Raw genomic sequence first — 21,788 nt, forward strand, 5'->3', positions numbered from 1 at the left:
CGCCATCCGCGAAGGCGGCCGCACCGTCGGCGCCGGCGTTGTGTCGAAAATCGTCGAGTAATTCGCGCAAGCGAATGGTCAAATGGAAAGGGCGCCCATCCGGCGCCCTTTTTGATGCTAGGTTCTGATCAGTGCGTTTTCCTCAATGTAATCAGCGCATTCTGAGAAGCCACGCAAACGAATCTTTTGCAGTTCGTTCACTGTTACCGGAAGGTCGTACCCTGCTTGTCTGGATAGCCCTTCGCACTGGGGGCCAACTCTGGCGGCGCAACCAGACAGGACACCAGTTCCGATCCAAATCAAAATCAGAAATCGCATTGCGGAACCTCAACTATCGTTTCTTCGTTGTAGATGGTGCTGTCCACAAGTGTCATTTGCCCTCGTAGCATAATCGCGTTTTCGCTGGTTATGCCTTCAGGCAGCTTGAGTGACAGAACTCGGGCAAAGGTCTCACCAATTTTTGCCGCGTTTTCCACAGTCATTACTTGCTCAGATATTCGGAGCTGATTGTCCGGCGCATCGACAATTTCCCGGTAGTCGAGCTTATATGCCTGAATGGAAAAACTGACGGGCTCAATAATTATTCCTTTTGGGTTTTTCACCTGGATTCTGGCGGCAAGCGTACAGTCATCGTGAATTTTCGAGGTAACGGTCAAGGTCGCGTGAGAAGAATGATCCTGTCGAACAAGAACATACCAACCGGCGACCAACGCGGCTGTTATCACAACAATTTTTTGGACAATGTCCAACAACTTATCGGCAGTTTCCATTCACCAACTCTCCACCATCGTTTGGTCACCTGCGGCATTGGCACGCAAGAAAATGCCAGGCAAAGCCTATTTGAGGTGAACCATCGTATATTGGTTGGCTTGAAATCAAGAAGTTAGCTGGAATTTCCCCCGGAACCCTTCTGTGGCCACCAAAAGGCGTGAGATCCAGAAATGCGACAACAAGAGGAGTGGTCCTTACCTGTGCCAGTTTGGTAAGGGTCGACAATTTGAGTGCGACCACTCGTGATCAGCCTGCTCGGAGTTGCGAAGGATTAATCCGCCGCCAGTTGAGCAGCAGCCCTAACAGCCTTGATGTTCTTGCCGTAAATTTCAGGTTTGTCCACCGACCCGCCCTTGAAAACCGCCGATCCGGCGACCAGCACATCTGCGCCCGCCGCAGCGACCAGAGGGGCAGTTTTGGGGTCTACACCACCGTCGATTTCGATGTGCACCGGGCGGTCGCCGATCATCTGGCGCAGGCGGCGGATTTTGCTGGTCATGTCGATGAACTTCTGGCCACCAAAGCCGGGGTTTACGGTCATAACGCAGATGAGATCGGTCAGATCCAACAGGTGCTCGACCGCTTCGGCCGGAGTGCCCGGGTTCAGCGCGATACCGGCCTTCATTCCTGCAGCGCGGATGGCCTGCAGGGTGCGGTGCGAATGCGGCCCTGCCTCGATATGGGCGGTCAGCACATCGGCCCCGGCATCGGCATAGGCCTGAATATAGGGATCGACCGGCGCGATCATCAGATGCACGTCCATCACCGTTTTGACATGCGGGCGGAAGGCTTTGACGGCGGGCGGACCAAAGGTCAGGTTGGGAACAAAATGGCCATCCATCACGTCGATATGCACCCAGTCGGCGCCCTGCGCCTCGATGGCCTGAATCTCGGCACCGAAATTGGCGAAATCGGCGGACAGGATCGACGGGGCGATCTTGATAGTGCGGTCAAAGCTCATGGTGGCCTCGTGTCATCTGAACAGTTGAGGATGCGTATAGCGTTGAGGTCAGATGATGGATAGCCCCCGCGACAATCGCGCCGTAACAAAACTTTCACCTTACTGACACACAGCCGTTGAACAGTGGCTGTAGCTGACCGCCAAGACGAATTGGGGGTGGCCTGTGCTGCGTATCGACAAACTGACCAAACGCTTCGGCGATAATCTAGCCGTGGATGCGGCGACCTTGGATGTGGACAAACCGTGCATGATCGGCATCATCGGGCGATCCGGCGCCGGGAAATCCACCCTTTTGCGGATGGTCAATCGCCTGACCGATTCCAGCGAAGGCAAGATCCTGTTCGAAGGCCGCGATGTCACCCAGTTGAAGGGGCGGGACAAGCGGGCCTGGCAAGCCGAATGCGCCATGATCTTTCAGCAGTTCAATCTGGTCCCGCGCATGGATGTGGTGTCGAACGTGCTGCATGGCACGCTGAACCACCAATCGACGCTGGCCACCATGTTCAACCTGTTCCCGATGGAAGACATCCACCGCGCCATCGACATTCTGGATCGTCTGGGCATTGCCGAACATGCGCCGAAACGGGCCGAGGCCCTTTCGGGCGGACAGCAACAGCGTGTCGCTATTGCTCGGTCGCTGATGCAGGACCCGAAAATCATTCTGGCGGACGAACCGATTGCCTCTCTGGACCCGATGAATGCCCAGGTGGTGATGCAAGCCCTGCGCCGCATCCACGAAGAGGATGGCCGCACGGTCATCGCCAACCTGCACACGCTGGATACCGCGCGCCGCTATTGCGACCGCGTCGTCGGCATGCGCGATGGTCGCATCGTCTTTGATGGGCTGCCGGAACAGCTGACCACCGGCGTCGCCCGCGAGATCTATGGGGCCGATGCGAGTTTCTCGGAAGAGGCGACCTCGACCGAGATCGAGACGCTCGACGCCACCCAGAAGGCCCTGATGGAAGCCGAAGCCACCATCTGAGCCACCCCAACCACCTTTCATCGCCCGACCCGATGAGAGGTCGGGGACATCAACCTGGAGAGAGACAGATGAAAAACCTAATTGCTGCCCTTGTTGCGACCACTGCCATGGCCGCGCCCGCTATGGCGCAGGAAATAAGCGAATTCCGCATTGGTATTCTGGGCGGCGAAAACGCCCAAGACCGAATGAGCAAAAACGAATGCCTGCGCGAATACACCGAAGAGCTGCTGGGCGTTCCGACCAAGCTGTTCGCCCCTGCCGATTATAACGGTGTGATTCAGGGCCTGCTGGGTGGCACGATTGACGTCGCTTGGTTGGGTGCGTCGGGTTACGCCAAAACCTATCTGAGCGATCCCGAAGCGGTTGAGCCGGTTCTGGTCAAGGTCAACAGTGATGGCGGCTATGGCTACTACTCGGTAGGCTTTGCGCGCAAAGACAGCGGAATCGCTTCGCTGGACGACATGAAGGGTAAGGCCTTTGGTTTTGGTGATCCGAACTCGACCTCGGGCTACCTGATCCCTTCGATCGAGATCCCACAGGCCACCGGCGCGACCATGGACTCGGGCGATTACTTCGGTGAGGTCAAGTTCACCGGCGGTCACGAACAGACTATCGTTGCGGTAAACAACGGTGACGTTGACGGCGGCGTGACCTGGGCCGACGGCCTGGGTGATTGGGAAGATGGCTATCAGTCGGGCGCGCTGCGCCGTGCTGTGGATGCCGGTCTGGTCGACATGAACGATCTGGTCCAGATCTGGAAATCGGCGCCGATCCCGGAAGGCCCGGTCGTTCTGCGCAAGGCCTTGCCCGAAGATGTCAAAGTTCAGGTCACTGAATTGTGGAACACGCTGGATGAAAAAGACCGCGAGTGTTTCTACGGCGTGGCAGCAGGCGAAGCCAAGAGCTTTGATCCCATCACGCACGAAGCCTACGAGGTCATCATCGAAGCGCGTAAGCTGAAGTCGAACTAAGCCTGCAACTCACATGATCGGGGTCCGGTGTTATACCGGACCCCGTTTTCTCAGGAGCATTCTATGACAGACCTGACCGCAGGGTCCCACAGTGTCGATCAGATCCGCGACGAATACTCAGAAATGACCCGGCGAAAACGGGCTTATGGTGGCATTCTCCTGATCCTGTTTGTGGCTTTGATGGCCGCAGGGTTCCGCACTGCGGATGATCGAAACGCAGGCAGTTTCGTTGACGGTTGGCGCAGGGTTTTCGACTATCCGGCCGAAGTTCTCTCGGAAGCGTGGGAAAAGATCGGCGCGATGCCGGAAAATCTGATCCGGTTCTTTCCGGCCCTGATTGAGACGATCAATATCGCGGCAGCATCAACCCTGATCGGTACGATTGTGGGGACATTTCTTGCCCTGATGTCGACACGGGGCATGGCGCAGTGGCCATCTCTGATCCCATTGTTTCGTCGGATTTCCGATATCTGCAGGGCCATCCCTGAAATCGTTATCGCGCTGGTTTTGATCTTCATTCTCGGCGGCGGTCCGGTTCCGGCAATGATTGCGATTGCCATCCATACCGCCGGCGCGTTGGGCAAGCTGTTCTCGGAAGTGAACGAGAACGCTTCGCTGAAGCCGGTTGAGGGGCTGCATTCCGTGGGCGCAAACTGGTCGCAACGGATGTATCTGGGCGTGATCCCGCAGGTCGGACCGAACTATGTCAGCTATGCCTTGCTGCGGTTCGAGATCAACATCCGTGCCTCCGCCATCCTTGGCTTCGTCGGTGCTGGCGGGCTGGGCTATGAGCTGCGCAACGCGATGTCATGGGGCCAGGGGCGCTATGACGAGGCCGCGGCCATCTTCCTTCTGCTTTTTGTCACAATCATGGTCGTGGATCAGCTGTCCGGCTATCTGCGGGATCGCCTGACCCACGGGTCTGAAAAAGGAGCTTCGGCATGACGACCTTTGCCACTGATCTGTCGACAGATGACCTCAAGGCCGAGGCCGGTCGTCTGTTCAACCGCAAACGGATCGTGAATTTCGGGTTGCCCGGCCTTGTCGCTTTTTACCTGATTTACGTGTTCTTTGCCTTTGACGTGCCTGGTATTGCCGGGCGTGCAAATTGGGAAAACGGCAAGACGCTTGTTGCCGACAGTTACAGCTACAAAACCCATGTCACGCGGGATAACCGCAATGGTGATGTGTCCGTTGCGGTCGAAGGGGACCGCAAAGGCACCTATCCTGACGGGACCGCACCCGACTGGGTGGCGTTGGGCGAAACCACGATCATTGACCTGGAAGATGGTCACGTGGTGCGTTTCGGCCCCGAGACAATCGAATACGATATCCCTGGCTATGGCGTCGTGCGCGCTACGCCCAGCCGGGCCTCTGGGGTGCAAGCCGAGTTACCGGCGGGCGAGGTTCCAGACTGGATCAACGTCTCAAAAAACCGGCTGGCGATCACCACCGATGCGGGGCGTCTGACCGTGACCCGCAACCGGTCCGAAGTGTTCCGCTATTTTCCAGGATGGGAGCTGTTCTGGTTCACCCTCGACAGCCCGTATTATGGCAAATCTTTCCCCGAGTTGGTCAGCCGCGCCACCGCCGGTGAGGCCGGTGCCATTTTCAACGATTTCTGGACCAACAAGATCTGGCGGCATCAGGATGTGGCCTGGGCCATCTTCGAGACGATCCTGATGGCGTTTCTGGGCACCATGGGGGCAGGGATTATCGCCTTGCCACTGGCGTTCCTGGCGACGCGGAACTTTAACCCCTTGCGGTCGGTGCGCTTTGCCACACGGCGGGTGTTCGACTTTGTACGCGGTGTGGACGCCTTGATCTGGACCGTTGTTCTGGCACGGGCCTTCGGCCCAGGGCCGTTGACCGGAGCGCTGGCAATTCTGGTGACCGATACCGGGACATTCGGCAAGATATTCTCAGAAGCGCTGGAGAATGTGGATGAGAAGCAGATCGAGGGCGTGCAGTCGACCGGTGCGAATGCGCCGCAGCGCTATCGCTTTGGCGTGATCCCACAGATCACTCCCGTGCTGTTGAGCCAGCTTTTGTACTTTCTCGAATCCAACACCCGCAGCGCGACCATAATTGGCGCGATTACTGGCGGCGGCATTGGTCTGTTGCTGACGCAGGCGATCATCACTCAGAAAGATTGGGAAGAGGTCGCCTATTACATCGTTCTGATCATTCTCATGGTGATGTTGATGGATTGGTTCTCGGGCTGGTTACGGCGTCGTCTGATCCAGGGCGACAGCGGCAAGAAGAGCAAGCCGAGCAACGCGAAAACCAAAGATTTTATTCTGCCGTGAGCGCAGCTTGAAAGGTCAGGACTATGGCACGATTGCGCACGGATGAACCGTTCATCCATCCCGATTGCCAGATTACCAACAGCAGCTTTGGTGCATTTGTCGAGATTGGCACCGGCAGTCGGATCGCCAACGCGGTCTGGGGCGACTATTCCTATTGCGACCGGACCTGCGACATCGCTAATGCAAGGATCGGTAGGTTTTCGAACATTGCCAGCTTTACCCGGATCGGCGCTACGGATCACCCGTTGCAAAAGGCCTCGCTGCATCATTTTAGCTATCGGTCGGCTGACTATTGGGACGATGCCGAGGATGATGCGGAGTGGTTTGTCCATCGCGCAAGCCGGATCGCATTTATCGGGCATGACACATGGATCGGTCACGGAGCGATCATCAAGCCCGAGGTGACAATCGGTAATGGTGCGGTCATCGCATCCGGGGCGCTGGTGACCAAAGACGTGCCGCCCTACATGATTGTTGCTGGGGTGGCGGCCCAACCACTCCGCCCCAGGTTCCCACAAGCGGTTGCCGATCGGATGGAGCAGTTGGCCTGGTGGGACTGGGACAACAGCCGCTTGCGTGACGCATTGCCGGATTTTCGCAAACTAGAGGCCGAGGCGTTTTTGGAGAAATACGAATAGCTGGCCCTGTGACCCCAGGTGCTCCGCGCCCGCAGAAGCATCGGCTTCGCCGATCCCCCTTTGCGGCCCAACGGGATGAAACCTCCGATAGGTGGTTGAAGACGGGCAGGAGGCTTGCGGGATCAATCCTCGTTCAGGGTCAGCGTAACTCGTTCCCCGGCAAAGGTTGTCCTCCCGTACTCGACAGGATTGCCCTCGGGGTCTGCATTGATGCCGATCGAAAACAAGACTGGTGCGCCCTCGGGCAGGTGCAGGTGCAGAGCTTGAGTTGCCGTGGCGGCGCGCGCGGTCAGGCGGGTTGAGATGCGCGTGTAATCCGGCACACTGCATCTTTGCAGGGCTTTGGTGACGGATTGGGTTTCGGTCAGAATCTGCAGAATGTCAGGAAATCGCTTGGCCGGAAAAACGCTTTGAAACAGGCCGATGGGTTGCCCGTCGGCCAGAGACAGACCGTCATAGACATGCACCGTGTCGCCGGTATCAAGCCCCAATGCTTCGGCCTCGGCTTCATCCGCGGCCCGTGTGGTCAGGGCGAGGATCTTCTTGCCGGGCATCTTGCCGCTGGCCGAGATGCTCTTGTGGTATCGCACCCGCTTACCAATCGGATACTCGGTTGGTCGGGTGGCGACGAATACACCGGCCCCGCGCCTAGAATGGACCAGCCCCTGGTCGGCCATGTCAGACAGCGCCCGCCGAACCGTGTGGCGGTTAACGCCATGCGTTGCGGCCAGTTGCGCTTCGGTCGGCAGCCGGTCACCGGTTTGATATCGCCCTTCGGCAATGTCCGACGTCAGGCTTAGGGCGATGCTTTTCCAGATCGGCGTTTTGTTCATGTCACCAAAAATTCACACAGTTGCGATTGCGAGTCGCCGGGCGGCGGTCTATGATTTGTATAGTTGTATAGGATAAGTAGACAACCCCGCCAAGAGGCTTTGATGACACAACAGAGAGATTCCGCGACCGAGGCGCGTAAGACCTGGATGGGCCTGCTGGCCCGCGCGCCAGATGAAGCCACGTTGGCGCTGTGGGAGGGCCTCACGGACCGTCCCGGCTTTGAATGGCTGCGCAGCCCCGAAGTGGGCGGCGTGATGGTGCGCGGACGTACCGGCGCCACCGGGGCGCCGTTCAACCTGGGTGAAATGACGGTCACGCGCTGCTCGGTGGTCTTGCAGGATGGCACGGTTGGACACGGCTATGTTCAGGGCCGGTCAAAGCCCAAGGCCGAAGCTGCAGCTGTGATTGATGCGATGATGCAGACTGCGGCAGCAGACCATGTGCGGGAAAACCTGCTCGGTCCGCTGGAACAGAAAATGCAGGCGGTCAAAATCGCGCGGGCGGCAAAGGCGGCCGCAACCAAAGTAGAATTCTTCACGCTGGTTCGGGGAGAAGATTGATGACTGCGCAAACTCAATTCTCGGGCGGGTTCCAGAACATACCGGTTGATTCCGCACATGCTTTTCGCGCGGCGATGACGGTGATGGCCCGCCCTGGAGAAATCCGCAGCCTGTCAGGGGCCGTGCCCCCAGCGCCTTTGTCGGTAGCAGCGGGCACTTTGTTGCTGACTTTATGCGACCCGGAAACCAAGGTACATCTGGCGGGTGAGCTCGACACCGACGCGCTGCGCGAATGGCTGACCTTCCACACCGGCGCGCCGCTGGTTCCTGCTGTCGAGGCGGATTTCGCCGTCGGCACTTGGGGCGAACTTGGTGGGCTGGATCGCTATCGCATCGGAACTGCAGAGTATCCGGACCGGTCAACCACTCTGATTGTTGAGCGTGACGGCCTGGATCAGTCCGGTGCCATTTTGCACGGTCCCGGTATCAAGCAGAGCGCAGGCTTGAACCTACCCGATATCCCTGCGTTGCAACGTAATGCGGCTCTTTTCCCTTTGGGATGTGACTTCTTCTTTACCTGCGGTGACAAGGTCGCGGCCCTGCCGCGCAGTACCCAGATCAGCGCGGAGGGTTAAGCGATGTATGTTGCCGTCAAAGGAGGCGAAAAGGCGATTGAGAATGCCCATGCCTGGTTGGCCGAAGAGCGCCGAGGCGCCCCGGATGTGGCCGAGCTTAGCCTGGTCCAGATCCGGGAGCAGCTGAGCCTGGCGGTGAACCGGGTGATGGCAGAAGGATCGCTGTATGATCCGGACCTTGCCGCACTGGCGATCAAACAGGCGCGTGGCGATCTGATCGAAGCGATCTTTCTGATCCGCGCCTATCGCACGACATTGCCGCGTTTCGGTTATTCCGAACCGGTTGAAACGGGCAATATGGCCTGTGACCGTCGGATATCGGCGACGTTCAAGGATGCGCCGGGCGGGCAGGTGCTGGGCCCGACATTCGACTACACCCACCGCCTGCTAGATTTCAAACTGGCTGCGGATGGCGAAACTCTACCCGCGCCCGAAGGTACGGCGCGACACGAGCCGACCCCGCATATCACCGAATTCCTCAAGGGTGAGGATATTATTCAGGACGAGCCGGTCAGCGATGCTACGCCTGGCGACCTGACCCGCGAACCGCTGGAGTTTCCGGCGGACCGTCCGCTGCGGTTGCAATCGCTGGCGCGCGGGGATGAGGGGTTTGTGCTGGGCATGGCCTATTCGACTCAGCGCGGCTATGCCCGCAACCACGCCTTTGTTGGCGAGCTGCGGATCGGCAAGGTCGCGGTCGAAATGGACATTCCCGAACTGGGCTTTGCCATCGAGATCGGCGAAGTCGAGTTGACCGAATGTGAGACGGTGAACCAGTTCCAAGGCTCAAAGACTGAGCCGCCACAGTTTACACGCGGCTATGGGCTCGTCTTTGGCCAGTCTGAACGCAAATCCATCGCCATGGCTCTGGTCGACCGGGCGCTGCGGTGGGAGGAGCTGGGCGAGGACAATCTGGGCGCACCTGCACAGGACGAGGAATTTGTCCTGAGCCACTCAGACAATATTCAGGCAACCGGTTTCCTCGAACATATCAAGCTGCCGCATTACGTGGATTTTCAATCCGAACTGGAACTGGTGCGCAAGCTGCGACGCGAGGCCGAGGAACGGGCTGCATCGAGGGAGGCTGCGGAATGATCTCTGAACGCTTTGCCCTACAGGCTCGTCCTACGGTTCAAAAACCAGTCGCTGCCCTGATTGGGCGATTTTCTGCCGAAAGCTTCGCGCGAATTCACGATTTCAAGCGATTCCCATTCGCACGAAAGGTCGCGGGCCATGGCCCCGAGGCGCCACTTTGCGCGAAAATTGCGCCAGATAAAATAGAGCATAACCGCCAAAATGAGCGAGCAAATACCAAATACGTTCATAAAAACACCAGAAACAAAATAGTTACATCAAATGACTGAATATAACTTCGCATATCTGGACGAACAAACCAAGCGGATGATCCGTCGGGCGATCCTCAAGGGGTTGGCTATTCCCGGATATCAGGTGCCATTTGCCAGCCGAGAGATGCCGATGCCTTATGGCTGGGGTACCGGGGGCGTGCAGGTATCTGCCGCAACTTTGACCCCGGACGATACGTTCAAGGTGATTGATCAGGGCGCGGATGATACGACCAATGCTGTGTCTATCCGTAAGTTTTTCGAGAATACGGCCGGCGTCGCCACCACCGAGGAAACCGAGAAGGCGACGGTCATCCAGACCCGCCACCGCATCCCCGAGGCGAAGCTGCGCGCGGATCAGATTCTTGTCTATCAAGTGCCGATCCCGGAACCGCTGCGGTTTCTGGAACCGCGCGAGACCGAGACACGCAAGATGCACAGCCTCGAAGAATACGGGTTGATGCACGTGAAACTGTACGAAGACATCAGCCAGCATGGTGCGATCTCAACCGCTTATGCTTATCCTGTGATGGTCTCGGACCGTTATGTGATGGACCCGTCCCCCATCCCGAAATTCGACAACCCAAAGCTTGAGATGGACGCGATCCAGCTGTTTGGCGCCGGCCGCGAGCAACGTATCTACGCGGTGCCACCGCATACCAAGGTCGTCAGCCTCGATTTCCAGGACTACCCGTTCGAGGCCACCAAGGCCGACCATCCCTGTGATCTGTGCGGGGCCGAGGACAGCTATCTGGATGAAGTCATCATGGATGATGCAGGCACCCGCATGTTTGTTTGCTCGGACACTGATTATTGCCGGTCGCGCCGCGAGGCGGGCCATGTGGGCCGTTTGGCCAGAGAGGATGCCGCATGAAACGAGAAGATGTGCTTGGAATTGACCACCTTGGCCTTACGGTTTCGGACCTCGACGCCACGCGGACGTTCTTTGTCGATGCGCTGGGTTGGGAGGTCTTCGGCAGCAATCCGGATTATCCGGCGGTTTATGTAACCAATGGCGCGGCGAAGCTGACGCTTTGGCAGCAAAAAGGCAAGGGGCTACAGGGGTTTAACCGGCACAAGAACGTCGGGTTGCATCATGTTGCATTGAAAGTTCCCGATGAAGAAGCGCTGACTGCGGTTTTCGATGCGGTCAAAGACTGGCCTGCCGTCGCTGTCGAGTTTGCACCTGAACCCTCGGGTTCAGGTCCGAAACTCCATTTCATGATCCGAGAGCCGGGCGGCAATCGGATCGAGTTTTCATATGACCCAAGGTGAATGAAATGACACCGCTGCTGTGTGTACAGGATATCAGAAAATCCTACGGGGCCCGTATCGGCTGTACCGATGTGAGTTTTGATCTCTATCCCGGCGAGGTGATGGGGATCGTAGGTGAGAGTGGTTCGGGCAAGTCAACCCTGCTGAACTGTCTGGCGGGTCATCTGGAGCCGGATGCGGGGCAGGTGATCTTTGACACTCGTGCAGACGGTCCGGTGGATACCGTGACCATGTCGGAACCTGAACGCCGGATGCTGAGCCGCACCGATTGGGCATTCGTGCACCAACATGCGCGCGATGGCTTGCGTATGTCTGTCAGTGCGGGCGGAAATATCGGCGAACGACTGATGGCCGTAGGTGGCCGCCACTATGGCGATATCCGCGACAAGGCGATCGACTGGCTGGGTCGGGTTGAGATCGAAGTGGAGCGGGTTGATGATCGTCCGACCGCGTTTTCCGGTGGCATGCAGCAGCGCCTGCAGATCGCGCGGAATCTGGTGACCGGCCCCAGGCTGGTCTTCATGGATGAACCGACTGGTGGTCTGGACGTCTCGGTACAGGCTCGCCTGTTGGACCTGTTGCGCGGGTTGGTTCGGGAAATGGGGCTGAGCGCCATCATTGTCACCCATGATCTTGCCGTTGTCCGTCTGCTGGCGGATCGGCTGATGGTGATGAAAAGCGGTCATGTGGTCGAGGCCGGATTGACTGATCAGGTTCTGGACGATCCGCAGCATGCCTATACGCAACTGCTGGTGTCCAGCGTGTTGCAGGTATGAGGGCCGGGACCATGATTGAACTGAACAATGTCAGCAAAAGCTTTACCCTGCACAATCAGGGCAGCGCGGTGATCCCGGTCATGCAGGGCGCTACACTCAGGGTTGAACCGGGTGAGTGTGTGGCGCTGACCGGCGCGTCAGGCGCAGGGAAATCCACCTTGATGCGGGTGATCTATGGCAACTATCTGGCTGCCTCGGGCCAGGTTCTGGTCGGTGGTTTAGACGTCGCCAAGGCTGAACCGCGCGAGATCTTGACCCTGCGGCGCGAAACGCTGGGCTATGTCAGCCAGTTCCTGCGTGTTGTGCCCAGAGTGCCAACGCTTGAGGTCGTGGCCGAGCCGCTTCTTGCCGTTGGTTGCGATAAACAGAAGGCACTGGACAAGGCCGCGGGCCTGCTCGAGCGTCTGAATATTCCTGAACGGCTCTGGTCCCTTAGTCCGACGACCTTTTCGGGCGGCGAGCAGCAGCGCGTGAACATCGCACGCGGTTTTGCCCATGAGTACCCGGCCATGCTGCTGGATGAACCCACGGCCAGTCTGGATGCGCAGAATCGCGAAACCGTCCTGTCCCTGATCCTTGAGGCGAAAGAGCGCGGAGCGGCGATTATCGGCATCTTCCATGATGTTGACGGACGGAAGCAGGTTTGCGATCGCGAGATCAACGTTTCGCAATTCACGCCGGGAATTGCGGCATGACGCTTGCCCCGGTCATAGCGGTTGTCGGTCCGTCAGGTGTCGGCAAAGACAGTGTGATTGAGGCGTTGGAAGCCCGTGCAAAAGGTATCCAGCGGCTGCGCCGTGTCGTCACCCGCCCCGAAGGCGAAGCGGGGGAAGATTTCAAACGGGTCACAGATGACGCGTTTCGACGGATGGAAGGTGAGGGCGCATTCGCGCTCAGCTGGCATGCACATGGGTTGCTCTATGGTGTGCCGAAAGAGATCGCGCAGCAACGTCAGGTGGCGGAGGCAGTTCTGGTCAACCTGTCGCGCGCTGTGTTGTTGCAGGCGCAAGAGATCTTTGGCGATCTGATTGTTATCTCGTTGACTGCAGACGCGAGCGTTCTAGAGCAACGCTTGTCATTGCGCGGGCGCGAAAGTGACAGAGAACAGGCGCGTCGGTTGGGCCAGGCCAAGACCCCGTTGCCTAAGGGGCTGGTCCGGGTGATCGAGGTCGACAATTCTGGTGCTCTGCAGGATACGGTGGCCAAAATATTGTCCCGCCTTCAGTTGGAAAGCGCATAGCGATGGATCAGGTGAAACCGTCCATCCTCGGCCTCGCCCATCAGGGCCAGATCCGCAATTCGAAAGGGCTTCGGCAAAAGCGGCCCCAGATGGTTTTCCAGGGTGCGCTGGACCGAATCCAGCACGGGCTTGTCCAACCTGCCGCTCAGGGTGATGTGAAACCGAAACGCGTTCAGCACATAGGGGTAACCCCATTTGACCAGGTTGGCGTCCTGATCCGGTGTCAGTCTGGAGGTGCGGCGATGGTCAAGTTCAGCCGCCGACGGTGGGGACCGGAACATATCAAGCTCTTGAACACAGGCGGCGGCCAACGCGTTCAGCGCGGCTGTGTCGCCCAGTGGTCGCAGGGCCAGAAACCGGCCAAGGCGGGCAATCTCAAGACCCTCCATCATGATTGCGCATTGGCTGGCAGCAAGGGTGGCGCAGGCCTCTTGCAACGCTGTGACGGATTGCCCCTCGCGCAGGCGGAACGGGGGTTTCATGGTCGCGTGCAGCCCGTATTTTCGCGGTACCTCCGTAACCGCTGCAACATCCACACCATCCAGCCCAGGATGGGCGACCGCGGTGCCAGCCTCCATGTCCCAGCCCAGCCAATGGGTTGCGAATTGCGTCCACTCCGCCGTGGCGGGTGGCGCAAAATAGATCGCGTATCGCGTGAATGTCACATTGGCCTCCTATTGCGTGGCCTTCCAATACCTCAAACTGTGTGAAGTTCAGATGACAGAAGAATTGATCCTTGCCAATGCCACGCTGATCCTGCCCGACGAAACCATTACCGGCAGCGTCCGGGTTCAGGGCGACAGCATCACCGAGATCGATACAGGCGCGGCGGTTCCAAGCGGTGCAATCGATTGTGAGGGTGACTATGTCAGCCCCGGTCTGGTCGAGCTACACACAGACAATCTGGAACGTCATATCCAGCCCCGCCCCAAGGTCGACTGGCCCCATGCGGCGGCAATTCTTGCCCATGACGCCGAACTGGCCAGCACGGGCATCACAACCGTGTTCGATGCGATGCGCGTCGGATCGATCCCGACTGGTCCGCGCTACAACAAATACGCACGTGGCCTGTCCCGCGAGCTGTGGCAGTTACGAGAGCAAGACGCCTTAAAAATCAGCCATTTCCTGCATTTGCGGGCCGAGTTGTGTTCAGAAACGCTGGTCGAAGAACTGGATGAATTCGGCCTCGAGGACCGTGTTGGGCTGGTGTCACTGATGGACCACACGCCCGGTCAGCGTCAATTCCGTGATATCTCAAAGCTCGAAAGCTATCTGAAAGGAAAGCTGGGGTTGGAGGGCAAGGAATTCCAGCAGCATGTCACGGACCTCAAGGCGATGAGGGACAGGAACGGCGAAAAGCACGAGGTGGAAACCGTAAAAGCGGCCAAACGTTTTGGGGCCATGCTGGCCAGCCATGACGACACCACCCGGGAACAGGTACATGTGTCAGCGGGCCACGGTATCCGGCTGGCCGAGTTCCCCACCACGGTCGAGGCGGCGCGGGCCTGCCATGATCACGGGATCAAGGTGATGATGGGGGCGCCGAATGTAATCCGGGGCGGGTCACATTCGGGGAATGTCGCCGCCAAAGAACTGGCCGATCTGGGACACCTGGATATTCTGTCATCGGACTATGTGCCGGCCGCGTTGTTGCTGTCGGCGGCACGGCTGGGCGAGATGTGGGGCAACATGGCCCGTGGACTGCGGACCGTTACGATGTCCCCGGCGCAGGTGGTCGGGCTGGAAGACCGTGGCGAGCTGCGCGCAGGCGCGCGCGCCGACGTCATTCGGTTCCGGATGCGTGAAGGGGCGCCTGCCCTGAACGGAGTGTGGTCGCGAGGGCGACGTGTGGCCTGATCAGGCCCTGTAGAAAAGGTATCGGTCGGGTGCGATGGTCTCCGGTCCGGTGATCTGTTCAAACCCAACCAGTGGTTGGCCGGATATCAGCAGCCCACCGGGCAGCATGACCTGAGCGATCAGCGGGCTGAGCATCGCCGCCTCAGTCACATCATCCTGCTTGATACCGCGCCCGAAATCGTAATGTGCCAATGCTATTTTCGGGCCACCGGCTGCTAGTTTCTTTAACATAGGACCCGCTTCGCCCTGCAGAAAATCCTCTGCCGGAGGGGTGCTGGACGGGTGGCACTGTAAAACCCTGTCCATGACCCAGATGCGCCGGTCTGGTAGAATTTCACGTAGGTGATCATAGGTGCGGCCATTCCCCAAACCCATGTCCAGTATATCGCCGCTCGTATCTATAATCTGATCGACCGCCCAGTTCAGCCCGTCGCGTTGGGCCGTCAGGCGGCGCAGCATTGAATCCAATCGGCTCATTCGGGTCTCCGTGATTTATCGTTTTTTGGGGCGGTCCAGACGGTCGTCGGACCATCCAGAAACCGCGTCAGAAGGTCCTGCGTAAAGGACCAGATATCTTCATCATGCACCAGGTGATGCGTCAGGATCCCAAACGGCTCGGTATTGTCCGCAGGCCCTTCGCGCCTGTCCCGCAGCAGATCTGTGGCTTGAGCGATCAGCTTGTCCCGAGGGGCCAACCCCCGTGACCCGCGCCAGTCGATCGGGTCCAGATGCGTGTTGACCTGCATAAGGCCAGGTGCCGCCATCTTTGCCTTTCGGGGCGTCGCAGTGGACAGGATTTGATATCCCAGGCCCGGCAGTTCCTGCACCATTTCTGAGGCGATACGGTTCCACGGCGGCACGAACATTGGGCACAGCTTGTCGGGAAACAGGGTCTGTAGCCGGGTCAGCCCGGCTCGTGCATCGTTGCGTATGTCCTGAAAGGGGCGATGCAGTCGAAACTCTGATTTCTTCTCACTTTTCTGAGCGTGGTTTTGATGGGCCCAGCCATGGACCACCGGTATCAATGCGGGCGAGCCTTCGACATGGGTAACCAGATCTTCATCTGCGTCACGCGGAATAATCGCCAGATGAACCGGCAGTTCCAGTGATGCGGACAGCGCCTCCAGACGTTCCAACTGTGGCGTGACACAGACCGCGTCATCATCCCTCCACCACAGCGGCAGAGACAGCCCGTCGCGTCGCCACATATCAAGCTCGGTCATCAGGGGGTGCCAATCACCGGTCATGGGCGTGATCCAAAAGTGATTGTACAATCTCGACAGATTTTGCAGCCCCGTCAAAACCCTGACCGGCACTTGGCCGCGCGGGGGCGGCCAGAACGGCCTCGACAGCCTGCGCCAGGGTATCTCCGGTCAACTTGTCGCTTGGCAATACGTCTATTGCGCTGAGCTTCGACAGGCTTTGGCCGCGCAAGGTCTGTTCGACTTCGCTTCCGTCGTCGAAGGGGATGAAAACCGAGGGTACGCCAGACTGCAGAATGTCCAACGCCGTGTTGTAGCCGCACATGCTGACCGATGCGGCGGCCAAGGGCAGCATTTGTCGAAAGTCCGGGCGCACCGGTTCCAGCGTGACAGGGGCGTCGCCAACACCTGCTGTCAGGCGTTCTATGCGTGCTGCGGAGTCCAGCCCGCCTACCAACAGGCGCCAGCGCCTGTTGGGCATCTTTGGTGCGGCCTCGATGGCCGCCTGAAAGATAGGCTCGCCCACCGACCCACCGCCAGCGCTTACCAGAATCTCACCTTTACCAATCCCTTCGGGATGCGGGGTCGGTGCCGTAGGGGCCACGAACCCGGTATAGAACAGGCGATGCGCCAGACGTTCCGAGACTGGCCAGCTTACATCCAGCGGGATCATATTCTGGTCTGAATGGACAAGGACACCGTCATAGCGGTTCAGAATGATCTCTTCAGTGCGCTGGGCTTTGGCGGGTTTGGACGGGGGTGCCAAAATATCCCTGACAGAGCCCAAGATAACCGGTCGGGTGTGCTGTGCGTGGGCAGCATCCAACAGGGCGTCGAACTCATCCGCCAGGGATCTGCGGCCAAAGGGGTAAAGCTCGGTTATCAATACATCCGGAGCAAAGCTCCGCAGCGCCTCTGTCAGGGCAACCTTGCGAGCGTCGAAATAGGCAGCATCTGCGACCTCATCCGTTTGCGTCAGCAATCGCGTGAAATTGGTGCCGTCTGAGCGCAATGGCGGCAGCCCTAGCAAGTCGATCCCGGTATGGTCCAGCTGCGGCGCGGACATTCCGCCCGAGACCAGCAAGACCTTGTGACCCTCAGCGGCAAAGGCCCGGCCCAATGTAAGTGCGCGGCTCAGATGTCCGGTGCCCAGCAGATGGGTCACAACAATCATCACCCTCATATGCGGGTCTCCTGCCGGATCAAACGGATAGGGTCAGTTTCGGGGCGCATGGACTCCATGTCCACGATATAGAGGCGGTTGCGCTTGATCTTAAAGGGGGCGGGGCCGTCAAAATCCCATCCCCAGGCGCGGGCCAGAATGACCCGCATGATACCGATATGGCAAACGGCTACGGTATTTTCGCCAAGACTGGCAAGCCAAGGTTCCAGCCGCTGCCAAATTTCGCCGGGGCTTTCACCTCCGGGGGGTAGGAAACCCCAACCCCAATCCTCGATATGGCGATAACCGCTTGCGGGATCGGCAATGAGATCGGTGCCGTGCTGCCCCTCCCAAGCGCCCCAGTTCATTTCTGTGAGGGCCTCGGACTTCAACGGTTCGCGCCCTGAAACCAGTTTTGCCGTCTGGGCCGCACGCGCCAAGGGACTGGACCAGACCATAGCCTGATCCCAAGGGGAGGGCAGGGAATAGCATGCCAGTTCTGTCTGAGCCTGTTCATCTAATGGAATATCGCTGCGCCCCTGAATACGCCCGGCGCGGTTCCACGCCGTATGCCCGTGGCGCAATAGGGCGAGCTTGCTCATGTGGATGCCTCCAGCAAAGGATCAACAGCCGTCCAGAACCGATTAGTTGCATCGGGCATCAGGTGGCGCGCGGCTATATATGCGGCCGATTGGCTGCCTTGAGAAGACCGCAGTGCCGGATTGTCCAGAAGAGTGCGCAGCCTTGCGGCCAGCCCTACGGGCCCATCCGCAACCGAAGGATAGTCGGACGGCATCAGCACATCCCGAACGCCCGGCCTGTCCTGTGCAACCACGGGGATACCATGTGCCTGAGCCTCTAGATAGATCATGCCATAGGCCTCATTCACGCCGGGCCAGACCATCAGGGATGCGGTAGCATAAGCCTTGCGCAGCGCGTCGCGATCAAGTTGCCCCAGAAACCGGACTTTAGTGCCAAACTTGGCCATCAGCGCTTCGATTTCGGCGCGGGCGGGACCATCGCCCGCAATAGACAGGGACCAATCGCCCGGCAGGTGGCGCAGTGCCTGTTCAAGCACCCGGTAAGAGGCCAGCTTGTCGCCGTGTCGCATCATGCCCACGGCCAGCATCGGGCCATCGCAGCTAGAGGCGTGCGGCAGCGAGGAGGCGGGAAGAAACGGCGGAAGCTCGACAAGCGCCTGATTTCCGAACTGCTCGCGTTCCAGCGTGATGAGGTCTTTGGCGGTGTGATAAAAGATCACCCGGGCCGCGTCGCAGGCCTGATGGGCCGCTTGGGCAAACTCTGACCATGGCCCCTGAAGGCGGCTGTAGGCACGGGTGCTTTCAAGCTGAACATAGGGTATGTTTCGCGCTTTACTTACACGGGGTCCAATCAGATCAGGGGCCTTGTAATAATTGTGATAGGTCACCCATAGTGCAGTGTCAGCAGGCAGGTCGCAGGTCAGGCGCAGCACCTCGGCATCAGCCTCATGGCGTAGCTTGGCCTGGACCTCTTTGTCGCCGTGCTTGTCGAATACGCGTAGGTCCGAGGCCAGATCCACCGCATCCCCTCGGGCTTGGATTGCCAGAAGAAGATTTCGGGCCATTTCCCGGTCCCCCGACGGCACCGGGCTGTTGGGGGATTTCATCGGGGCATAGAAGGCGATGCGCGGCATCAGCTCTTATGCGCGCCCAGCGCGCTTAACCTGGCAGACAAAAGCGCTATGCCCGGGTCCATGCGGAATTCGGCGATCAGGCGATCATAGGCAGCGCCCGCCATACCAGCAGCCTGCGCGGGGTTGGCCGCCAGCTGTGCAATCGCATTTGCCAGCGCGACCGGATCGTCATCCGTCAGGACGCCATGCGTGCCTGTCTCGATAAACTCAGGAATCGCAGAAACGGGGGTCGACAGGATCGGCAGATATTGCGAGGCGGCTTCCATCAACACATTGGGCAAGCCATCCCGGTCCCCATCTGTGGCAATCCGGCTGGGCAGAACAAACAGGTCTGCTGTGCGCATCGCGGCGATGACCTCGGGTTGGTCACAGGCCCCTTTCCAGGTGATGCGCCCGGACAACCCGGCCGATGCGGCCCGGTTCTGCAAGGTATCGCTCAGGCTTCCTCCGCCGATATGCGTCCAGTGCCAGTCAAGATCGTCCGGCAGCATGGCGAATGCATCAATCAGGCGATCAAAGCCTTTCTTTTCGACCAACCTCCCAACGGACAGCATATGAAAAGGGCTGTCAGCGGGGCGTAAGCCGCGTTCCGGCGGGGCTGGAAAGCGGCCCAGATCCAGCCCGTGATAGATCAGTTCAACCCGTGCCGGATCGTCGGCTAGGCTGCGCAGATGCTGGGCGCCGATCGCGGTGCAGGTTGCACCAAAAGCTGCTCCGTAAGTGTCGGAGTGCAACTTTTCCGATTTTTCCCAATCCGGTGACGTCCAGATATCTTTTGCATGGGCTGAAAAGCTCCACGGAAGGCCGCGCATGATCGCGGCATAGCGCGCGACCGACGAGGGCGTATGCATGAAATGCGCATAGAGAACCTGTGTGCTGGCGGGCAATTCCGCAGCCAGAACGCTGGCCTGACCGAACCGACGGATGCGGTTATGCGTGGGATCGCGGCGCAAATCAGCGCGCCAGATCTTATAGGCCGCGCCGTATCCCGGAAGGCACTGCGCTTGTTCGCGGGCAGCCCATATGCGCTGAGGTTCTTGATACAGATATTCCGGCAGATATCGAACCTGGCCACGAAACCTGTCGTGCAGCGGATGCCGTTTCACATCGGTTGGATGACGCAGGGACCAGATGTCGAACTGATGGCCGGCCTCTTGCAGAGCAACAAGTTCCTGCGCGATGAACGTTTCGGACAGGCGCGGCCACCCTTTGACCAACACCGCCAGATTGGATGCGCCTGCGGTCATCCGGTTGCCCGTTCCTGTTCCTGATTCAGCAATACCTCAATGCGCCCGGTGACATAGTCCAACCCGTCCAGCAGGCCCTGTTCAATGGCCTGAGACGGCAATGGCTGATGTGGTAGATCGCGAATGGCACGGACCATGGAATCGGTTGTTAGCCCGTCACGGAACTCGTCCAACATCCGGATCAGTCCCAGATCCTCGGCGCGTGAGGCACGGATCCACTGTTCCATACGCGGACTGGTCCGTGGAACAATGACGGCGCGTTTGTCAAAGGACAGGACCTCGCAGAACGTATTATACCCACCCATACAGACGACGCCAGCCGCGCCGTGGAACAGCGTTTCGATCTGGGATTCAAAGCCGACGGCGGTCACACGCCCGTTCAAGGCGGCCACACGGGTTTCGAATTCGTCCCGCAGATCACCAGACAGGAACGGGCCATAGACCAATACCGCTCGTGGTGACAGGTCGGGGTCCTTTTCGTAAGCCGAAAGAACCAAGTTTACCATCGCCTTGCCGTCCCCACCACCACCTGGGGTAATCAGGATATAGGGCTGTTCCGGTGGGGTACCGATTGGCCCCAGATCACGACGCAAATAGCCAGTCCAGTGAATGCGCGACTGGGCCGCGTGATTCAGAGGCAGCCCCTTGGTCGGATCATAGATCGAACGCAGTCCGTAAACCCAGATTTCATGATAGAATCTTTCGGTCGCTGCAGTTGCCTCTTTCCGTTCCCACTCTGCGGCCAGAACTTCGGGTTCATCCAGAACATCACGCAAACCCAGCACCAGTTTGGTGCGCTGCGAGAGCAACAGGTTTTCGAGTGTTGGCAATAGCTCGCCGCGGAACCCGGTGGGTTCTTTGTCTACGATCAGAATGTCCGGGTCGAACTGCTGAACGGCGGTCTGAATCAGCCCCGATCGCAACTCGGTCACCTCGTCGATCCCCATCCCGATTGTCTGAGACGCGTATGACCCGTCCGCCCGTTTGGTCACGCCAGGCAGACGCACGTGGTCGACCCTGCGCGGAAATGTGAACCGGCCAGCGACGGGCGATCCGGTCAGGATCAGGGATGATGCCGTTGGATCCGCCTGCGTAATTGCGGCGGCCAGTGCACGAGACCTGCGCAGATGGCCCAGCCCGAACGTGTCATGGCTGTAGAACAGGATCCGTGGCGCGCGGCCAGTAGTATCGTTTTGTCTTCCTAGGCTCATGCCTTCGCCTGTCTTAAGTGTCTTGGTGTCGGTCCGCGCATCGGCACCTGTTAGCTTATCGTCTTTCACCCGTCTTGCCAAAGGGCCTTGTGACCCGCCGACTGGAAGGGACTGCGTAAAACGTCAGCCATTCCTCTGGTAAGCCGCAAGGTGCCTTTTCGTTTTTGCGCAAAGACCTTAGCTGCTTGCCCGAAAG

26 protein-coding genes are annotated in these 21,788 nt (G+C 58.9%); 15 read left to right on the top strand and 11 right to left on the bottom strand.

Annotation, left to right across the window (positions count from 1 at the left end; genetic code table 11):
* Positions 1-305: 305 nt before the first annotated feature.
* Both AC2FLB_RS19630 and rpe read right to left on the bottom strand, forming a co-directional pair.
* Positions 306-770, bottom strand: coding sequence for a hypothetical protein (locus AC2FLB_RS19630; protein WP_496704073.1), 465 nt, complete (start codon positions 768-770; stop codon positions 306-308).
* A gap of 272 nt (positions 771-1,042) precedes the next feature.
* Entirely contained in the window at positions 1,043-1,732 is a 690-nt protein-coding gene (rpe, locus tag AC2FLB_RS19635) for a ribulose-phosphate 3-epimerase (protein ID WP_496709905.1), read from the bottom strand.
* Between the two features lie 163 nt (positions 1,733-1,895).
* Between rpe and phnC the strand changes: the two genes are divergently transcribed.
* The 5 genes from phnC (at position 1,896) to AC2FLB_RS19660 (ending at position 6,635) form a co-directional block, all read left to right on the top strand.
* Positions 1,896-2,717 (top strand): phosphonate ABC transporter ATP-binding protein, encoded by an 822-nt coding sequence (gene phnC, locus AC2FLB_RS19640; RefSeq protein WP_496704074.1) that lies wholly within the window; start codon positions 1,896-1,898, stop codon positions 2,715-2,717.
* 68 nt (positions 2,718-2,785) lie between these two features.
* Entirely contained in the window at positions 2,786-3,688 is a 903-nt protein-coding gene (gene phnD, locus AC2FLB_RS19645) for a phosphonate ABC transporter substrate-binding protein (RefSeq protein ID WP_496703501.1), read from the top strand.
* A 63-nt stretch (positions 3,689-3,751) separates the two neighbouring features.
* A complete protein-coding gene (phnE, locus tag AC2FLB_RS19650; RefSeq protein ID WP_496709906.1) occupies positions 3,752-4,633 on the top strand; it encodes a phosphonate ABC transporter, permease protein PhnE in 882 nt (293 codons plus the stop codon).
* A complete protein-coding gene (gene phnE, locus AC2FLB_RS19655) occupies positions 4,630-5,997 on the top strand; it encodes a phosphonate ABC transporter, permease protein PhnE (RefSeq protein WP_496709907.1) in 1,368 nt (455 codons plus the stop codon). The genes phnE (AC2FLB_RS19650) and phnE (AC2FLB_RS19655) overlap by 4 nt, the downstream gene beginning before the upstream one ends.
* 23 nt (positions 5,998-6,020) lie before the next feature.
* The gene (locus AC2FLB_RS19660; protein ID WP_496709908.1) at positions 6,021-6,635 is read left to right on the top strand and encodes an LbetaH domain-containing protein; all 615 of its coding nucleotides are present in this window, start codon (positions 6,021-6,023) and stop codon (positions 6,633-6,635) included.
* A 122-nt stretch (positions 6,636-6,757) separates the two neighbouring features.
* Here AC2FLB_RS19660 and phnF read toward each other — a convergent pair whose 3' ends face one another.
* A complete protein-coding gene (gene phnF, locus AC2FLB_RS19665) occupies positions 6,758-7,468 on the bottom strand; it encodes a phosphonate metabolism transcriptional regulator PhnF (RefSeq protein ID WP_496709909.1) in 711 nt (236 codons plus the stop codon).
* Between the two features lie 102 nt (positions 7,469-7,570).
* Here phnF and phnG point away from each other — a divergent pair, with 102 nt between their 5' ends.
* Genes phnG through AC2FLB_RS19710 form a run of 9 tightly spaced genes read left to right on the top strand, consistent with a single transcriptional unit; the run spans position 7,571 to position 13,238 of the window.
* Entirely contained in the window at positions 7,571-8,029 is a 459-nt protein-coding gene (gene phnG / locus AC2FLB_RS19670; protein WP_496709910.1) for a phosphonate C-P lyase system protein PhnG, read from the top strand.
* Positions 8,029-8,604, top strand: a complete 576-nt coding sequence (phnH, locus tag AC2FLB_RS19675) for a phosphonate C-P lyase system protein PhnH (RefSeq protein WP_496709911.1) — start codon at positions 8,029-8,031, stop codon at positions 8,602-8,604. The genes phnG and phnH overlap by 1 nt, the downstream gene beginning before the upstream one ends.
* A gap of 3 nt (positions 8,605-8,607) precedes the next feature.
* The gene (locus AC2FLB_RS19680; RefSeq protein ID WP_496704079.1) at positions 8,608-9,699 is read left to right on the top strand and encodes a carbon-phosphorus lyase complex subunit; all 1,092 of its coding nucleotides are present in this window, start codon (positions 8,608-8,610) and stop codon (positions 9,697-9,699) included.
* Positions 9,696-9,968: a hypothetical protein gene (locus AC2FLB_RS19685; protein ID WP_496709912.1), complete on the top strand. Its 273-nt coding sequence runs from the start codon at positions 9,696-9,698 to the stop codon at positions 9,966-9,968. Before AC2FLB_RS19680 ends, AC2FLB_RS19685 begins: the two co-directional genes overlap by 4 nt.
* The gene (locus tag AC2FLB_RS19690) at positions 9,961-10,821 is read left to right on the top strand and encodes an alpha-D-ribose 1-methylphosphonate 5-phosphate C-P-lyase PhnJ (protein WP_142639343.1); all 861 of its coding nucleotides are present in this window, start codon (positions 9,961-9,963) and stop codon (positions 10,819-10,821) included. Before AC2FLB_RS19685 ends, AC2FLB_RS19690 begins: the two co-directional genes overlap by 8 nt.
* Positions 10,818-11,222 carry a VOC family protein gene (locus AC2FLB_RS19695; protein WP_496692915.1) on the top strand — a complete coding sequence of 135 codons (405 nt, stop codon included), beginning with the start codon at positions 10,818-10,820 and terminating at the stop codon, positions 11,220-11,222. Before AC2FLB_RS19690 ends, AC2FLB_RS19695 begins: the two co-directional genes overlap by 4 nt.
* 5 nt (positions 11,223-11,227) lie before the next feature.
* Complete coding sequence (gene phnK / locus AC2FLB_RS19700; RefSeq protein ID WP_496703514.1) at positions 11,228-11,998, top strand: phosphonate C-P lyase system protein PhnK; 771 nt, start codon at positions 11,228-11,230, stop codon at positions 11,996-11,998.
* An 11-nt stretch (positions 11,999-12,009) separates the two neighbouring features.
* Positions 12,010-12,693: a phosphonate C-P lyase system protein PhnL gene (gene phnL, locus AC2FLB_RS19705; RefSeq protein ID WP_496704081.1), complete on the top strand. Its 684-nt coding sequence runs from the start codon at positions 12,010-12,012 to the stop codon at positions 12,691-12,693.
* Positions 12,690-13,238, top strand: a complete 549-nt coding sequence (locus tag AC2FLB_RS19710) for a ribose 1,5-bisphosphate phosphokinase PhnN (RefSeq protein ID WP_496709913.1) — start codon at positions 12,690-12,692, stop codon at positions 13,236-13,238. The genes phnL and AC2FLB_RS19710 overlap by 4 nt, the downstream gene beginning before the upstream one ends.
* Here the strand turns inward: AC2FLB_RS19710 and AC2FLB_RS19715 are convergent.
* Positions 13,220-13,903: a DUF1045 domain-containing protein gene (locus AC2FLB_RS19715; RefSeq protein WP_496709914.1), complete on the bottom strand. Its 684-nt coding sequence runs from the start codon at positions 13,901-13,903 to the stop codon at positions 13,220-13,222. The genes AC2FLB_RS19710 and AC2FLB_RS19715 overlap by 19 nt on opposite strands.
* 52 nt (positions 13,904-13,955) lie before the next feature.
* Here AC2FLB_RS19715 and AC2FLB_RS19720 point away from each other — a divergent pair, with 52 nt between their 5' ends.
* The gene (locus tag AC2FLB_RS19720) at positions 13,956-15,095 is read left to right on the top strand and encodes an alpha-D-ribose 1-methylphosphonate 5-triphosphate diphosphatase (RefSeq protein ID WP_496709915.1); all 1,140 of its coding nucleotides are present in this window, start codon (positions 13,956-13,958) and stop codon (positions 15,093-15,095) included.
* Here AC2FLB_RS19720 and AC2FLB_RS19725 read toward each other — a convergent pair whose 3' ends face one another.
* Genes AC2FLB_RS19725 through AC2FLB_RS19755 form a run of 7 tightly spaced genes read right to left on the bottom strand, consistent with a single transcriptional unit; the run spans position 15,096 to position 21,592 of the window.
* A complete protein-coding gene (locus tag AC2FLB_RS19725; RefSeq protein ID WP_496678904.1) occupies positions 15,096-15,572 on the bottom strand; it encodes a class I SAM-dependent methyltransferase in 477 nt (158 codons plus the stop codon). It abuts the gene before it with no gap.
* Complete coding sequence (locus tag AC2FLB_RS19730) at positions 15,569-16,342, bottom strand: polysaccharide deacetylase family protein (protein WP_496709916.1); 774 nt, start codon at positions 16,340-16,342, stop codon at positions 15,569-15,571. The genes AC2FLB_RS19725 and AC2FLB_RS19730 overlap by 4 nt, the downstream gene beginning before the upstream one ends.
* Positions 16,332-17,480: a glycosyltransferase family protein gene (locus tag AC2FLB_RS19735; RefSeq protein WP_496709917.1), complete on the bottom strand. Its 1,149-nt coding sequence runs from the start codon at positions 17,478-17,480 to the stop codon at positions 16,332-16,334. Before AC2FLB_RS19735 ends, AC2FLB_RS19730 begins: the two co-directional genes overlap by 11 nt.
* Positions 17,477-18,061 (bottom strand): histidine phosphatase family protein, encoded by a 585-nt coding sequence (locus AC2FLB_RS19740; RefSeq protein ID WP_496709918.1) that lies wholly within the window; start codon positions 18,059-18,061, stop codon positions 17,477-17,479. The genes AC2FLB_RS19735 and AC2FLB_RS19740 overlap by 4 nt, the downstream gene beginning before the upstream one ends.
* Positions 18,058-19,134 carry a glycosyltransferase family 4 protein gene (locus AC2FLB_RS19745; RefSeq protein ID WP_496707692.1) on the bottom strand — a complete coding sequence of 359 codons (1,077 nt, stop codon included), beginning with the start codon at positions 19,132-19,134 and terminating at the stop codon, positions 18,058-18,060. Before AC2FLB_RS19745 ends, AC2FLB_RS19740 begins: the two co-directional genes overlap by 4 nt.
* The gene (locus tag AC2FLB_RS19750; RefSeq protein ID WP_496709919.1) at positions 19,134-20,381 is read right to left on the bottom strand and encodes a glycosyltransferase; all 1,248 of its coding nucleotides are present in this window, start codon (positions 20,379-20,381) and stop codon (positions 19,134-19,136) included. Before AC2FLB_RS19750 ends, AC2FLB_RS19745 begins: the two co-directional genes overlap by 1 nt.
* Complete coding sequence (locus tag AC2FLB_RS19755; protein ID WP_185956733.1) at positions 20,378-21,592, bottom strand: glycosyltransferase family protein; 1,215 nt, start codon at positions 21,590-21,592, stop codon at positions 20,378-20,380. The genes AC2FLB_RS19750 and AC2FLB_RS19755 overlap by 4 nt, the downstream gene beginning before the upstream one ends.
* Positions 21,593-21,788: the final 196 nt, after the last annotated feature.

This window comes from Ruegeria sp. CDSA236 (genome assembly GCF_059611285.1).

What these genes read in the sequence shown, in the direction of transcription:
- AC2FLB_RS19630 (WP_496704073.1), bottom strand. Translation starts at nt 770, where the DNA reads ATGGAAACTGCCGATAAGTTGTTGGACATTGTCCAAAAAATTGTTGTG.
- rpe (WP_496709905.1), bottom strand. Translation starts at nt 1,732, where the DNA reads ATGAGCTTTGACCGCACTATCAAGATCGCCCCGTCGATCCTGTCCGCC.
- phnD (WP_496703501.1), top strand. Translation starts at nt 2,786, where the DNA reads ATGAAAAACCTAATTGCTGCCCTTGTTGCGACCACTGCCATGGCCGCG.
- phnE (WP_496709906.1), top strand. Translation starts at nt 3,752, where the DNA reads ATGACAGACCTGACCGCAGGGTCCCACAGTGTCGATCAGATCCGCGAC.
- phnE (WP_496709907.1), top strand. Translation starts at nt 4,630, where the DNA reads ATGACGACCTTTGCCACTGATCTGTCGACAGATGACCTCAAGGCCGAG.
- AC2FLB_RS19660 (WP_496709908.1), top strand. Translation starts at nt 6,021, where the DNA reads ATGGCACGATTGCGCACGGATGAACCGTTCATCCATCCCGATTGCCAG.
- phnF (WP_496709909.1), bottom strand. Translation starts at nt 7,468, where the DNA reads ATGAACAAAACGCCGATCTGGAAAAGCATCGCCCTAAGCCTGACGTCG.
- phnG (WP_496709910.1), top strand. Translation starts at nt 7,571, where the DNA reads ATGACACAACAGAGAGATTCCGCGACCGAGGCGCGTAAGACCTGGATG.
- phnH (WP_496709911.1), top strand. Translation starts at nt 8,029, where the DNA reads ATGACTGCGCAAACTCAATTCTCGGGCGGGTTCCAGAACATACCGGTT.
- AC2FLB_RS19680 (WP_496704079.1), top strand. Translation starts at nt 8,608, where the DNA reads ATGTATGTTGCCGTCAAAGGAGGCGAAAAGGCGATTGAGAATGCCCAT.
- AC2FLB_RS19685 (WP_496709912.1), top strand. Translation starts at nt 9,696, where the DNA reads ATGATCTCTGAACGCTTTGCCCTACAGGCTCGTCCTACGGTTCAAAAA.
- AC2FLB_RS19690 (WP_142639343.1), top strand. Translation starts at nt 9,961, where the DNA reads ATGACTGAATATAACTTCGCATATCTGGACGAACAAACCAAGCGGATG.
- AC2FLB_RS19695 (WP_496692915.1), top strand. Translation starts at nt 10,818, where the DNA reads ATGAAACGAGAAGATGTGCTTGGAATTGACCACCTTGGCCTTACGGTT.
- phnK (WP_496703514.1), top strand. Translation starts at nt 11,228, where the DNA reads ATGACACCGCTGCTGTGTGTACAGGATATCAGAAAATCCTACGGGGCC.
- phnL (WP_496704081.1), top strand. Translation starts at nt 12,010, where the DNA reads ATGATTGAACTGAACAATGTCAGCAAAAGCTTTACCCTGCACAATCAG.
- AC2FLB_RS19710 (WP_496709913.1), top strand. Translation starts at nt 12,690, where the DNA reads ATGACGCTTGCCCCGGTCATAGCGGTTGTCGGTCCGTCAGGTGTCGGC.
- AC2FLB_RS19720 (WP_496709915.1), top strand. Translation starts at nt 13,956, where the DNA reads ATGACAGAAGAATTGATCCTTGCCAATGCCACGCTGATCCTGCCCGAC.
- AC2FLB_RS19725 (WP_496678904.1), bottom strand. Translation starts at nt 15,572, where the DNA reads ATGAGCCGATTGGATTCAATGCTGCGCCGCCTGACGGCCCAACGCGAC.
- AC2FLB_RS19730 (WP_496709916.1), bottom strand. Translation starts at nt 16,342, where the DNA reads ATGACCGGTGATTGGCACCCCCTGATGACCGAGCTTGATATGTGGCGA.
- AC2FLB_RS19735 (WP_496709917.1), bottom strand. Translation starts at nt 17,480, where the DNA reads ATGAGGGTGATGATTGTTGTGACCCATCTGCTGGGCACCGGACATCTG.
- AC2FLB_RS19740 (WP_496709918.1), bottom strand. Translation starts at nt 18,061, where the DNA reads ATGAGCAAGCTCGCCCTATTGCGCCACGGGCATACGGCGTGGAACCGC.
- AC2FLB_RS19745 (WP_496707692.1), bottom strand. Translation starts at nt 19,134, where the DNA reads ATGCCGCGCATCGCCTTCTATGCCCCGATGAAATCCCCCAACAGCCCG.
- AC2FLB_RS19750 (WP_496709919.1), bottom strand. Translation starts at nt 20,381, where the DNA reads ATGACCGCAGGCGCATCCAATCTGGCGGTGTTGGTCAAAGGGTGGCCG.
- AC2FLB_RS19755 (WP_185956733.1), bottom strand. Translation starts at nt 21,592, where the DNA reads ATGAGCCTAGGAAGACAAAACGATACTACTGGCCGCGCGCCACGGATC.